Source organism: Pseudobdellovibrionaceae bacterium (assembly GCA_023954155.1).
Taxonomy (GTDB): domain Bacteria; phylum Bdellovibrionota; class Bdellovibrionia; order Bdellovibrionales; family UBA1609; genus JAMLIO01.
On the sequence record JAMLIO010000004.1, the window covers coordinates 54,246 to 67,340 of the forward strand.

The window sequence follows — 13,095 nt, forward strand, 5'->3', positions numbered from 1 at the left end:
TATGGCAAAGGCAAGAGTAGCAGGATCAGGGAATTCACAGAAAGACATCATTTATAAAGCAAAGGCCATCTGTGAGGGCATGTTAAGTGATTTAGAAAAGGCCAAGCGCCCTGTCTTGGAATCTATCAAGTGCAGCTTGGACAATTCAGAATACGACCCAAGGCTTGGGTATTTGACTCCAGCGGGAAAGATGGTGCGCTCAGAGTTAAATGTGTCTTCAGTGCAAAAATTAGCACGTACAGTGTTTATGTTAGATATTTTACTTAACAACGTAAATACAGGTGGTGTGAACACCAAAAGAGAGCTGTACTATATGGCAAAAGGTTTGGTGAAAAGCGATAAAGAGCTTAAACCCATAGACTTTGATGACCAGAATGAAAGTGACTCCATTATTGATTTTATCACGGATATGCTTGAGGTGTATCGCGAAGAGATGAATTGTTTTGCGAATGATCGTGGGGGACAAACTTACTCACAACAGCTTGTGGTCACTGAAACTTTAAATGATGGAACTAAAGCTGTTATTGACTTGAGCTCATTAGGTACTACCCCTTTTCAGCCCAAGAACAAACCACAGGCCTTAACATTAAAGGCTAAAAGTAAAATTGATTTTTGTTTGGTTGTAGAATCAGAAGGTACGGCGAACACTCTGGTAAGTAATGGGTTTACCAAAAGAAATAAGTGTATCCTGATGGGTGCTCAAGGGGTGCCTAGTAACGGGGTCAGAGGTTGGTGTAAATTGATTCAAGATCAGCTTAAGATTCCTATTTATTTCTTCGGAGATCTGGATGCGTACACTCTGCAAAATATTTACAGAACTCTTAAAGCAGGATCGGCTGCGAGTTTGATTCGTAACAAAGACTTTTCCGCTCCAGATGTAAAGTTTTTAGGAGTTTTGCCTGAAGATATTAAAAAATACGACCTTCACTATTATGATGTGAAGTCTAACGATGCTTCTGAAATGCGAGCTCTTAAAAAAGCCAAAGATGTTCTTGCTAATGACCCCTTTTTCCAGGATGCAAAAAACAAAAAGGTCGCAAGCATTCTTAACTTTTTGATCAAAAATAGAATACGTTGCGAACAGCAAGCGATCTTTAGTGTGGATCCCAAGGACCCCATAATGCCCGAGAAGATCATTCTTAAGAAGATCAAAGAAAAGTCTTGGGTGTAAAACACCTAGAGCGCTTTGGATTTTAGGATCAGTGACCAATTTTGGCCCCGTTAGATGGGGTAGGGCGTATTATTTGGTAAATCCTTGATCTTTAAGGATTTATACGGGTTTTGTGTGGTAATTTTTGGCGTGCTTTTTGCCTCTGAAGGGGTGGAGGAGCACGGGATGAATAAAAAGCTCAACGTTCTTATTTTGTTTTTGATTTCTGGTTTTTGGCTGGGAACAGGTTGTGCTTTAAACAGTGCTGATGAATCTCCATTGGGTGATCTGCGCGGGGGACAGACTAACGATCCTGATTACAATGTCAGCTTGTGGCCCACGCCAGTAGGTGAGGACCCGAATCCCATGCTCATCGGTGAACTTACAGGTTGGCCCAAAATTGAAAAAGACAATACGGTTTTATTTATTGGGGATCAGTCGCTACAGGGCAACTGGGGTTTGGCTTTACAAAAACTTTTGGTGGAAGACGAAGAAGCTTCTCTGACTTTATCTGGATGTAATGCCACTGCACAGAGTTGGAAGTCTGGAGCTGAGGCCAGCTGCTTGTACAGTGCACCGTTTGTAAAATACAAAGAAGGTCGACTATTTTTAACTCAAAATTTACAAGCAGGCACAGACCGTGCGTTACCCTTAATTCTTGCTCACGAGAATGTATCTAAAGTGGTATTAAGTTTTGGGGCTTATTTGAAAGACATCACTGATGCAAAAATTCTTCAGGACGAACTTGTGGCTCTCGAAATTTTAGCAAAATGGGCACACAGTGCGGGAAAGACCTGTTACTTTGTCACCCCTGTAGGGGAATACTTTTTAGAATCTGGACAGGTCATTTTACCGATTGAACTTTTAGCACGCATGAAAGTACTTTTAGAGCCTTACTGTTATTGGGTGGATGCCGTCGAAGCTCGTAAAACATTTTTAGATGCCACACAAATCAATATTGAAGGCAAAATCACCGAGGCAACACCAGATGACAGTGCTGAACCTTATATTCGTATTGATGAAAAACCACCTGTGGATTTACCAAAACTGCCACCTCTGGTTTTACCAGACATGTCTTTAGATTTGTCTGAAGTTCCTGAGATCATTGCTGATAAAGAGAGTCCGATTGCGGGTAGACCTGAGCCACAAGTGCCAGCCAGTGGTGCCACTGAAGTGCCACCTAAAAAAGAAGAACCTGCTACTGTCCCTGCCACTCAGTCAGAAGATCAACACAAAGAAGACCCCGCTACGGTTCCTCCTACTAAGCCTGAGGATCAAAAAGGAGAAGATCCTAACACAACACCTCCTGCTCAGGGTTTGGGGACTACTCCTACGGAACCCACAGATGAGTCTAGTGGTGGTACAGTGATTCTACCTGATGGAGTAAATCAAGAGATTCCCATTCCACAGCCTCGACCAGATCGAGAGGGTGAAAAACCACCTGCCACTGCCGAAGACAAACTGGCGGAAGCCTTAGAGGAACTTGGTCCTGAGAATGTTCCTGTGCCTGCACAGAAACCGAAATTTCTAACAGAAAAAGATCAACAGGCCATTCGTGATCAAATTGAAACGAAAACTCCATCAGTGGCGCAAAAAGAAAATAAAGTTATTAAATTCCAAGAGCCCAAATATTTATGGAATGGATACGCTCAAGGTTCTAATTATACACGTTATGGTAAAATTGAACTTAAGGCTTACGGCGCTCACTTATATCAAACTAAAAACTTAAGTGATGCGACGATGTATTGTCCTAATTATTGGAACTTAGGAGAGGAAGATAAGAAGCATGTGTGGATATATCTTTACTCGGCCATGGCACTCTATGAGTCGACTTTTAATGCAGGCGCAAGAGCTGTCGAAGTGACTGGTGGAACCAGTATGGGGCTATTCCAGATGGACTATAACAACTGTAAACAATCTGCATCTAAAGCGACAGACCTTTTAAATGCTCAAGTCAATTTCCGTTGTGCCATCAGAAAATCTGTTTACTTGGTCAGAGAAGGAAAACAGATCGCTAATGGTTCCTATCCTTCAAACTGCAATCAACAAGGCTGCTCATACCGTGGTGGAGCCATGGACAGATTCTGGTCCACTCTCAGAAAACCCTACCAAGCCAAAATCAGAAACAACAAAGGCCAACTAGTAAGTGTCACAGTAGGAAAAAGAAATAAAGTTATTTCTCATCTTAAAAGCTTACCTCACTGTAAGAAATAATACCCGTGCGGAGATAGCCTTGTGGTCCATTCAGGATTTCTAGGTTCAGTTTATAAATATATAGTGTGAAAATGTGAGTTCGGCTTGGCATGCTTTTGCGAACGCAAAATCATGCCAAACGTCACTGTCTGAGCATTTTTGCACTATATATTTATAAACTGAACCTAGAAATCCTGAATGGACTCAAAGTGATTAGCCCGCAGAGGGGAGGATTTCAAAGATGACGAGGGTGCGGACTTTGGAGCTGCTTTTGACTTCGTAGATTTCAAAGGCTTTGTCATTAAGGATAAGATGATTTTCTAGGGCGGTTTTTAAAATCTTAGGATAAATTTTTATAGCTCCTAGTGCAGGCGAACCATCGAAGGCGCCCATAATATAGGAGTTGAATTTGATCTCATCAACTTTATAGTTGTGACTTTCAAATTCAGGATTTTGAGTCAGGTGTGTGAGGTCGGTTGCGCTTTCTAATAAGCAACCTACATGACTTCTCAGACGATGATGATCTACACCGCTGGGGTTATCTAAATAATATCCAAAGGTGCGTGCACAAATAATTCCATGGGCTTTGGCAAACTCTTCCACCTCTGTGATGTGTGGGGCCACTTCGTGATAGGGGCCCACAACTTCTTTAAATATAATTTTGTGGGGTCCAAAAGGTGTATCGGTAAAGACGTCGACTTGAACAGGCAAGTGGAAGCCTGCTCGAAAGGCGATAAAAACTAGAAGACCAATGATACCTAAAAAAAATCCAGCTACTGTGCCAGAAAACCATTTCATAATTGATTCCAAGGGACGCGAGTTGAATCCCTTAATACCAAATCTCCATTGGAAAGCAATTTTTCAATTTCATTTTGAGGCCATTTTTGAAGGGCCGCTAGAATTTTGGTTCGGAGTGTTACAGAAATTTCAGGTTTTGTACACTCTGCAACCACTTCTTCAAATCGTAATTTGAGTTGAGTCAAAAATTTATGCCAGCGTTCATCAGAAAGCGGGGCAGATATTTCTTCTACAATACTTGTGGCAGGTCCCACATCGCTAGGAGAATCGTTCACGTTCAAACCAAGACCCACAAAGATGCCATGACGGTTTCCTATACTTACGGATTCAATCAGTAAGCCCGCCATCTTTTTATCGTCACAATAAATATCATTAGGGGCTTTAATGCTAAGAGTGGCATCAAACTCATCACTTAAAGCTTGAAAGACAGCCCAGCCAAAAAGCGGAACTGCAATGGGCTGAGGGGCGGAAGCCAGTGGAAAGCACCAGGTGCTGAGCAGATGTTGGTCCGCTTCTGTGTTGCTCCAGGTTTTATTGCCACGTCCGCGTCCTTTAGTTTGAACACCGCTCACATACAACCATGGTAAATGGTTGTTTAGAATCCCATCGCGTTTGGCTTGTGAGTTTGTACTGTCGATACTATCAGAATAAAACACTTGCATAGAGTTTTTTTCTGCCCAGTCTTTTGTTGATGTTGCTGCATTGATCATAGTAGTAGCTCCTTCTGGACTCAGTTTAATCTAATAAAAAACTGATGTCAGCACATGGAACCGAATGGGTGATCAATCCTATACTAATAAACTGGACCCCAGTTTCTGCAACTCCGCGCACGCGTTCAAGATTCATATTGCCACTGGCCTCGGATTTAATATGAGGTGGGAATTTTTTTACACACGTAGCAATCTGCTCGGTGGTCATATTATCCAGCAAAATTTGGTCGACCTTTGAGGTGAGTGCCTGCTCAAGTTGTTCTTCGTTTTCTACTTCCAGAATGATCTTTTTACGAGGGTAGAGTTCTTTAATTTGATTCACTAAAGTTTTAATGTCTAGATCGGTGGTTTTGAGATGGTTCTCTTTAAGCATAATGGCATCAGACAAATTCATTCTGTGATTCTGTCCTCCACCATGAACTACGGCATTCTTTTCAAAAGTTCGTAGCAAGGGTGTCGTTTTGCGTGTATCTAAAATTTTGCAGGGTGTATGGGCCACCTCAGAGACAAACTTCTGAGTTAAAGTGGCAATCCCGCACAAACGGCCTAAAATATTTAGGAGAGTTCGTTCTACTAATAATAAATCGGAGTAGTGACCTTGAAGGGTGGCCATCTTATCTCCCTTTTTTATGGAATCGCCATCGTGATAAAAAAGAGTGGTAGAAATAGGAGCTCTCAGAGCGGCTCTTTGTGGGAGTTCACGAAGAGCGACTAAAAATTCTTCTCCAGAAAAAACGAGGTCTTGCTTTGCGAGTATGGTTCCACATGATCTGTGGTGAATGTTGGCACAGAGTTTTGATAAGGCCAAGCATGTGACGTCACCTTCGGGAGCGTCCTCCTCAAGTGCCTGTGATAAGATTTCTAAGGCAGATAATTTCATCTTTAGGCTTGTGGAGGTTCTTCTTCAGCTAAAAGTCTCTTTAATTCTTTATCAATCATCTGTTTGGCCAGTTCAGGTACAACTTCCCAAATTACGGACTGAAGCATATTTTTGGCTTCTTTATGCACTAAAGCCCGAAGTTCTTCTTTGCTGATTAAAATTTCAGTGATGGCCTTAGGATCATTATGCACTGTCTTTTGAGGTACAGGTGGTAAATCTCCACCGTCAGCAGAAAGCTCATCAATCAGCCCAGGATCCGTCAACTCATCAATACTTCTGTGTTTAATGCTTGTAGCATTGGAAGTCGATGAACTGTCGGAATGAGGATAGACAATATGGTTTCTGATACTGGTGTCCTCTTTGGCCATTTGTAAAAGCTCGGCCTCTTCTTCAAGGCTTGGAATGGCGGTGACTTCGGGAAGGATGTCATCTTTAGGATCAGGTTGATCATCCAGAGCTGAAGGAGGTGGAGTGAAATCCAAAGGCACTTCATCGTCTTGCACGTCACCCATCTCAAATTCAGAAGGTCCACTTTGAGCCCAACGGTCGTTAAGGTCTTCGTCGTAAGAGCCCGTGATATCCAAAGCTTGAAATCCATCAAGTCCTAAATCTTCACTTAAGGAGTCGTCGTCAAAGTCGGATTCCAAGGGAGCATCAAGGTCAGGATCGGTTTCACTTAAGTTCAATTCTAAATCCACATCGGTGACTTCAGGTTCAATGTCATCATGTAATGAACGAGAATGAAAACTTTCGTTCATGTCATCATTTAAGCTTGAATCCAAGGCTTGAGGGTCCAAGAAGTCATCAGAAGTCTCTTCTTCTGGGAGGTCCATAGGGAGATCGTCTTTAAATAAAAGATCCTCTGTGGGGTCCTTACGCTTGCGCATGGGAGCCGCTGCGGGTTCTGTCTTAGGTTGTGCAGCACTAGTGGGTCTTGTTGTATCTAAAATACGTGGAACAAGGCTTTGAATTTTGGATCGAAGCTGGTCATTGGAAAAGGGCTTTTCTAAACGGCCATCAGCACTGCACGCTAGATATTTGTCCTCGTCGATCTCCATAAAACTAGACCACATCAGGACCACAGGAACCACAGAAAGTTGTGGATGCTGTTTGATCTGAGCGCACACTTCATACCCATTCATTTTGGAAATGAGCACATCGGCAAAAATAATATCAGGCTGAAAGCTCTCAGCCACTTCAATCACATCAATGCCGTGTTGAACTGTTTTGATTTCTAAACCTAGATCCTTCAGGCTGATTTCAAACACCCTTTTGATCGTAGAACTTTCATCTGCTAATAAGACGCGTAAAGCCATAATCTAAGTTAATGATTATAAAAAAAAAGAGTCAAGACATAACAAAGTGTCAAGATATCATATAGACTGGGTTTTGTGATTAAACGTATTGATACCTACATTCTGACAAGCTTTTTGACCTATTTTGCGGTCTCTTTATGTGTGCTCTTAGTGCTGTTTTTATCTGTGGATTTGATGTCTAGTCTTAATAGATTCGAGGTGGGAGGAACTATCCTGCTTTCGTACTACATCAATTATTTACCTTGGATCGCTTATCATATGGCCCCCATTTCTGCTTTGTTAGCCATGGTTTTTTTGATGACAAGGCTAGTAAAGTCTAGTGAGCTGACCGCCCTCTTTGCCTCTGGTTACGGACTTTTTCGTATTATAGGGTCGGTCTTAGTTTTTTTAGTGTTTCTTACAGTAGGAATGTTTTGGTTTGGCGACCAAGTGATGCCAACAGCCATGGATAAGCGTTATTACATTTATTATGTCGAGATGAAAAAAGACCCTAATCGTTATTCTAAAACTCGTCAGAAGAACATCTGGTACAAAACTGAAGATGCCATCATTCATTTTAATGAAATTTTAAGCCCTAATAATGTGGCTGGGGTGCAGTTATTTTTTATTGATCCAGAAAGCTGGATGCTGCAAAGCCATTACGAAGCCAAAAATCTGACTCTCAAGGATGGGTTTTGGGTTCTGGCTGATGGGCAGAAATCGCAATACGACAAGACCTCAGAAAAGTTTCAGGTGAGCGATTTCAAAGAGGCTGTGCTGCCTGCAGTAACACAAGTCGAAGACATGCAAGTCAGTGGTGAAGCCACAGAAAACCTAAGTCTGAAGGACCTACGGCATCTGATTCGACAGAATGAACGCATTGGACTGCAAAACCATGACATTAAGGTGATCTATTGGAGCAAATTTTCTTTTGTCCTCACAGCCTTAATCCTCCCACTCCTAGGACTCTCCATGACTTCCGTAGATCGCAGAGGAGGCAACGCCTTTTTAGGAGCCTCCATCGGCGGCTTTATGGTTCTTGCTTATTGGATTTTATACAGCTCCACCTTGTCTATAGGAAAAGCCGGTTTCATCCCACCTTTTGCCGCCGCTTTTATGGTCCCTATGTTAGGCTTTATCTTAATAGCAGCGTTGATTCAAAGAGTCCTCAAGTGAGTCAAAAATAGTCTTGTCTGTAAAAACCCGCAATGCAGTGTTGCGCCTCCCGTTGGGTCTTTGGGGTTTGTTTTTGATTATATATACTCAAAATGCTCAGACAGTGACGTTTGGCATTCTTTTGCGTTCGCAAAAGAATGCCAAGCCGAACTCGCATTTCGACCATATATATAATCAAAAACAAACCCCAAAGACCCAACGGGAGGCTCGCGTGCGGGTTTTTAAAGACAAGACCCAGTTTTTTTGTTACAACAAAGCCTATGGCAGTATTAGAAGTATTATTATATCCAGATCCGCGTTTAAGAAGAAAAGCTAAACCTATTGAAGCAGTGACTCCTGAAATCCAAAAGATTGCTGAGGACATGCTTGAGACTATGTACCAGTATAAAGGTATTGGTCTTGCTGCTACACAAGTCGGTTTAGAAATTCGTATTTTAGTGATTGATACACGTCCTCGTGATGACAAAGATAGATATGAACAAGATGGAATGACTGAACTTGAAAAGCAAGTGGCTCAGCCTCTAGTCATTATCAATCCCGAGATTGTGGAACAAAAAGGCGAGTCTACATTTGATGAAGGTTGTTTAAGTATTCCTGGATATTTTGAAACTGTAAAACGCCCAGAATATGTCGAGATCAATGCCCTGAATGAGAAAGGGGAAAAGATCAATATCAAAACCGATGGGCTTTTAGCCACTTGTATTCAACATGAGATTGATCATTTGGATGGAAAGCTTTTTATTGATCGTTTAAGTGTGGTTCGTGCCACTCGTTTGAAAAATAAGATCAAAAAGAATGGTTATCCTGATCCTGATGAAGAGGCGGCAGAGGAAGCTGAAGCTTAGATGATCAGAACCGTTTTTTTTGGTACGCCTGAATTTGCTGTTCCCACTCTTGAAGCTTTAGTCGAAGACTCGCGGTTTGAGGTGGTGCATGTGATCAGCCAACCTGATCGCCCTGCGGGTCGAAAGATGCGGCTGACTCCGTCCATCGTCAAGGCCAGAGCGTTAGAGTTAGGGCTTCCTGTGACCACTCCTGAAAAGTGCAATACACCTGAATTTCTAGAATTTTTTAAAACTCTTAATGCTGATTTGGCTGTGGTTGTGGCTTTTGGTCAGATTTTGCCACAAAAACTGTTGGATGTTTTGGATCAGAAATTTGTAAACTTACATGGCTCTCTACTACCTAGATGGCGTGGAGCGGCTCCCATTCAGCGTTCGATCATGGCGGGGGATTTAAAAACGGGTGTGAGTCTGCAAGTCATGGTCAAAAAATTAGATGCAGGGGATGTGATCAGCGAAGTGGCCACTTTAATTGAACCTAATGAAAATGCCATCTCTTTACACGATCGTTTGTCCTTATTGGGGGCGCGGTTGGTGCAAGACACTTTACCGCAATACTGTGCGGGTGAGATCGCTCCCACGGCACAAGATGAGTCTTTGGTGACTTATGCGCATAAGATTGAAAAGTCAGAGTCTGAAATGGATTGGAATTTGCCAGCCAAACAGATTCATCAGAATTTAAGAGGATTGGCATTGGGCCCTGGAGCCTTTTGTATGTTTAAAGGAAAAAAGTTAAAAATTCATAAAGCTCTGGTGATTTCAGGAAATTCAGATCAGAAGCTAGGATGTATTTCGATGGTCGAAGCCCAGTCCTTCAGTGTTCAAACAGGGGAAGGGCAACTGCAAGTGCTTGAAGTTCAGCCCGAATCTAGATCCAAAATGGATGTAAAAGCCTTCATGTTAGGCAATCCTTTGGAATTAGGGCTGGCTTTAGCTTAATTAGCCGCATCTTGTATTCCCAAATAGAGGGTTCCTTCCTATAAGAGGCTATGAAACCTTTTTTAATTGCTCCCAGTATTTTGTCTTCAGACTTTTCCAAGTTAGGTGAAGAAGTTCAGAACGTTTTACATGCAGGTGCGGATTGGATTCATGTGGATGTGATGGATGGGCACTTTGTTCCTAATTTGACGATTGGGGCCCCTGTGGTCAAAAGTTTGCGCCCCACTACAGGTGCAATTTTAGATGTGCATTTGATGATTGAGACTCCAGAAAAGTATATTCCTGATTTTGTGAAAGCGGGTTCTGATTGTATTACCATTCATGTGGAAGCCACTAAAGATCCTGCAGCCGTGCTTAAGAGCATTAAAGAGCAAGGAGTCAAAGCGGGGATCACGCTTCGACCTAAAACCCCACTTTCAGATATAGTGCCCTTTTTGCCTTTAGTAGATTTAGTGTTAGTGATGACAGTCGAACCAGGATTTGGTGGACAAAGCTTTATGCAGGATCAAGTGGAAAAGATCAATAGGCTGGCAGAACTTCGCAACTCAAACTCTTGGACGTATTTGATAGAAGTGGATGGGGGAATCAACGACCAAACTGCTAAAGAGTGCACTCAGGCCGATGTGCTTGTGGCGGGGAACTTTATTTTTAAAGGGGATTATAAAAAAAATATCGCGGCGTTAAAGGCCATTTCTAGACACTAAAAGTGTCTAAATGAGATGCGTTTAGAAATTAGGTGCACCAAAAAAAGATGAGAAGTCTTTTCTGAAGAGTCACTACATTTAGAAAATAGTCATGTCTTCGGTAAAGATGAATGATTAGAAGTCATAGAGTCAGTGGTTGGCAAAAGCGAAGCAAAGAGAAAGTTTCTAAAATAAATGGGGGAATGATGGAAGTGTTAAAAATTGATGGTCATAGTTTAAACTATAAAGATGTTTGGAAGGTGTCGGAGGGTTTACTTAAAGTAGAGATCTCTGAATCTGCTAAGGCCGAAGTTTTAAAGTCCCGAGAATATTTAGAAAACCGTATGGCTGGTGGTGAAGTCATGTATGGGGTGAATACAGGTTTTGGTCATTTTTCTGATGTAAGAATCAGTGATGCGGATTTAGTTGAACTGCAAAAAAATTTGATACGTTCTCATTGTTGTGGTGTGGGGACTCCTTTTTCTAAAAAACAAAGCAGAGCTATTATGCTTTTAAGAGCCAACGCCTTAGTGCGTGGTCATAGTGGTATTCGTTTAGTGGTCATTGAAAAGATTCTTGAATTTTTAAATGCCGACATCATCCCCGTGATTCCTGAACAAGGCAGCGTGGGGGCCAGTGGAGACTTAGCTCCTTTATCTCATTTAGCTTTGGGGCTTATTGGTGAGGGCGAAGTATGGGATGAGGCAGGTCGTGACCCTTTAGATGTGCAAACCGTATTAAAACAAAAGGCAGTGACCCATCTTGAACTTAAAGCTAAAGAAGGGTTGTCTCTGATTAACGGATGCCAAGTGATGACGGCGGTGGGGCTTTTAGCTTTATATCAAATTGAACAATTATTAAAAGTAGCCGACATTGCGGGCTCACTTACCCTTGAAGCTTTAAGAGGTTCAAGAAATGCTTTTGATCCGCTTATTGCGGCCACTCGTCCTCATCCAGGTGAGGCGATCACCGCAAGTAATATAAGATACCTGCTTGGACCTACTTCAGAAATTGCACAAAGCCATGAGCAGTGCAACCGAGTGCAAGATGCCTATTCCTTAAGATGTATTCCTGCGGTGCATGGAGCTACTAAAGATACATTTAGAACAGCACTTAAAGTATTAGAAACAGAAGCGAACTCCAGTACGGATAATCCCCTAGTTTTTGCTGATAATAATAAAATTTTAAGCTGTGGAAACTTCCATGGTGAGCCCGTGGCCTTCCAATTAGATTTTATGGCTATTGCTTTAAGTGCTATGGCCAGTATGTCAGAGTGTCGAGTGGAAAAGCTCATCAATCCTGCTATGAGTGGTTTGCCTGCCTTCTTGGCTCCAGATGGTGGATTAAATAGCGGGATGATGATTGTGCAGGTGGCGTGTGCAGCACTAGTGAGTGAAAATAAAATTTTATCCCATCCTGCCTCAGTAGATAGTATTCCGACTTCTGCTGATAAAGAAGACCATGTGAGTATGGGAACCATCGCTTCTAGAAAACTACAAAAGGTCGTCAATAATGCCACACAGGTTTTGGCTATGGAGATTCTGTGTGCCTGTCAGGGACTGGATATGCTGGCTCCCTTAAAGCCAGAAGGTCTGATGGCTAAGGCTATGGATGTGGTTCGTAAAGAAGTCCCTTTTGCTGATAAAGATCGGGTGTTTGCCAAAGACATTCAGAAGATTCGTTGTATGATCCAAGACTTTAAAATTGTTGAAGCCGTAGATCAGGGGAACTTGAAAATTTAGAAAAGATCAGTGAAGTTGTGGATCTGGGCAACTTGAAAATTTAGAAGAGATCAGTCGGGCGTTTTCTTAAAAAGCGTTTACAAGAATGGGCCCGAGTCACATCTTTAGCATTTTTATAGGTGTCAGGATTGTGAAACAGGCGATGCAGCAACACATTGATCAGATACACATCTAATTCCTTTGGAGTGCGTAGGCGTAGGCGATACTTAGTGTTTTCTGTCATCTCCCCAAAGATGGACCGATTGATAAAGTTTTCGTCAATAGATCCAAAACGAGGATGACCATGCAGCTCAATCAGCTCCACCGTATTGATGTCGATGAAGTTTCGAATCTTAATAAAGTCATTGGGACCTTTGATTTCTGAAAGCAAGGGATCTGCCCCACGATGTTCCATTTCGTAGGAGCCCAAGTACTGCTTTAAGGGATCATAGGACAGATACACAAGCACTGTGGCTCCTGTTTGTAAGTTAAAAACTTGGATTTGTGCTGAATTGGGCCACAACCAAAATTTGGTGCCGTAGGAATTGGTCTGAGCGTACGACCATTGGCCTACAAAAAAACTAAAAAAGATTCCTAATAGAAAATATTTGAATTTATACAAAATACACCTATACAGAAAAAATAATTTATACAACGGCACCAATATAGAAAAATATTATGCAAACAGTACTAATTTAACCCAATCTC

Annotated in this window: 12 protein-coding genes; 7 read left to right on the plus strand and 5 right to left on the minus strand. The window is 42.0% G+C overall.

What is annotated here, in order from left to right; translation table 11 throughout:
* Position 1: 1 nt before the first annotated feature.
* Positions 2–1,171: a DNA topoisomerase VI gene (locus M9899_06065; GenBank protein ID MCO5113722.1), complete on the plus strand. Its 1,170-nt coding sequence runs from the start codon at positions 2–4 to the stop codon at positions 1,169–1,171.
* 165 nt (positions 1,172–1,336) lie between these two features.
* Positions 1,337–3,364 carry a hypothetical protein gene (locus M9899_06070; GenBank protein MCO5113723.1) on the plus strand — a complete coding sequence of 676 codons (2,028 nt, stop codon included), beginning with the start codon at positions 1,337–1,339 and terminating at the stop codon, positions 3,362–3,364.
* A gap of 192 nt (positions 3,365–3,556) precedes the next feature.
* Here the strand turns inward: M9899_06070 and M9899_06075 are convergent, their stop codons facing one another.
* Genes M9899_06075 through M9899_06090 form a run of 4 tightly spaced genes read right to left on the minus strand, consistent with a single transcriptional unit; the run spans position 3,557 to position 7,047 of the window.
* Positions 3,557–4,141: a hypothetical protein gene (locus tag M9899_06075; GenBank protein MCO5113724.1), complete on the minus strand. Its 585-nt coding sequence runs from the start codon at positions 4,139–4,141 to the stop codon at positions 3,557–3,559.
* Complete coding sequence (locus tag M9899_06080) at positions 4,138–4,851, minus strand: hypothetical protein (GenBank protein ID MCO5113725.1); 714 nt, start codon at positions 4,849–4,851, stop codon at positions 4,138–4,140. Before M9899_06080 ends, M9899_06075 begins: the two co-directional genes overlap by 4 nt.
* 25 nt (positions 4,852–4,876) lie before the next feature.
* A complete protein-coding gene (gene nadC / locus M9899_06085; GenBank protein MCO5113726.1) occupies positions 4,877–5,731 on the minus strand; it encodes a carboxylating nicotinate-nucleotide diphosphorylase in 855 nt (284 codons plus the stop codon).
* Positions 5,732–5,733: 2 nt separating this feature from the next.
* Positions 5,734–7,047: a response regulator gene (locus M9899_06090; protein ID MCO5113727.1), complete on the minus strand. Its 1,314-nt coding sequence runs from the start codon at positions 7,045–7,047 to the stop codon at positions 5,734–5,736.
* 75 nt (positions 7,048–7,122) lie between these two features.
* On the opposite strand from M9899_06090, the gene M9899_06095 reads away from it, so the two are divergent.
* From M9899_06095 to hutH, 5 genes are all read left to right on the plus strand, one after another.
* Positions 7,123–8,202, plus strand: a complete 1,080-nt coding sequence (locus M9899_06095; GenBank protein ID MCO5113728.1) for an LptF/LptG family permease — start codon at positions 7,123–7,125, stop codon at positions 8,200–8,202.
* 260 nt (positions 8,203–8,462) lie between these two features.
* Positions 8,463–9,047 (plus strand): peptide deformylase, encoded by a 585-nt coding sequence (def, locus tag M9899_06100; GenBank protein MCO5113729.1) that lies wholly within the window; start codon positions 8,463–8,465, stop codon positions 9,045–9,047.
* Entirely contained in the window at positions 9,048–9,983 is a 936-nt protein-coding gene (gene fmt, locus M9899_06105) for a methionyl-tRNA formyltransferase (protein ID MCO5113730.1), read from the plus strand. It abuts the gene before it with no gap.
* 50 nt (positions 9,984–10,033) lie between these two features.
* Entirely contained in the window at positions 10,034–10,687 is a 654-nt protein-coding gene (gene rpe, locus M9899_06110) for a ribulose-phosphate 3-epimerase (protein MCO5113731.1), read from the plus strand.
* Positions 10,688–10,797: 110 nt separating this feature from the next.
* A complete protein-coding gene (hutH, locus tag M9899_06115) occupies positions 10,798–12,408 on the plus strand; it encodes a histidine ammonia-lyase (protein MCO5113732.1) in 1,611 nt (536 codons plus the stop codon).
* A 40-nt stretch (positions 12,409–12,448) separates the two neighbouring features.
* Here hutH and M9899_06120 read toward each other — a convergent pair whose 3' ends face one another.
* A complete protein-coding gene (locus M9899_06120) occupies positions 12,449–13,009 on the minus strand; it encodes a hypothetical protein (GenBank protein ID MCO5113733.1) in 561 nt (186 codons plus the stop codon).
* Positions 13,010–13,095: the final 86 nt, after the last annotated feature.

Excerpts from the sequence above, each read along its gene's own strand:
- M9899_06070 (MCO5113723.1), top strand. The coding sequence starts at position 1,337 with ATGAATAAAAAGCTCAACGTTCTTATTTTGTTTTTGATTTCTGGTTTT.
- M9899_06090 (MCO5113727.1), bottom strand. The coding sequence starts at position 7,047 with ATGGCTTTACGCGTCTTATTAGCAGATGAAAGTTCTACGATCAAAAGG.
- hutH (MCO5113732.1), top strand. The coding sequence starts at position 10,798 with ATGATTAGAAGTCATAGAGTCAGTGGTTGGCAAAAGCGAAGCAAAGAG.
- def (MCO5113729.1), top strand. The coding sequence starts at position 8,463 with ATGGCAGTATTAGAAGTATTATTATATCCAGATCCGCGTTTAAGAAGA.
- fmt (MCO5113730.1), top strand. The coding sequence starts at position 9,048 with ATGATCAGAACCGTTTTTTTTGGTACGCCTGAATTTGCTGTTCCCACT.
- M9899_06080 (MCO5113725.1), bottom strand. The coding sequence starts at position 4,851 with ATGATCAATGCAGCAACATCAACAAAAGACTGGGCAGAAAAAAACTCT.
- rpe (MCO5113731.1), top strand. The coding sequence starts at position 10,034 with ATGAAACCTTTTTTAATTGCTCCCAGTATTTTGTCTTCAGACTTTTCC.
- M9899_06075 (MCO5113724.1), bottom strand. The coding sequence starts at position 4,141 with ATGAAATGGTTTTCTGGCACAGTAGCTGGATTTTTTTTAGGTATCATT.
- nadC (MCO5113726.1), bottom strand. The coding sequence starts at position 5,731 with ATGAAATTATCTGCCTTAGAAATCTTATCACAGGCACTTGAGGAGGAC.
- M9899_06065 (MCO5113722.1), top strand. The coding sequence starts at position 2 with ATGGCAAAGGCAAGAGTAGCAGGATCAGGGAATTCACAGAAAGACATC.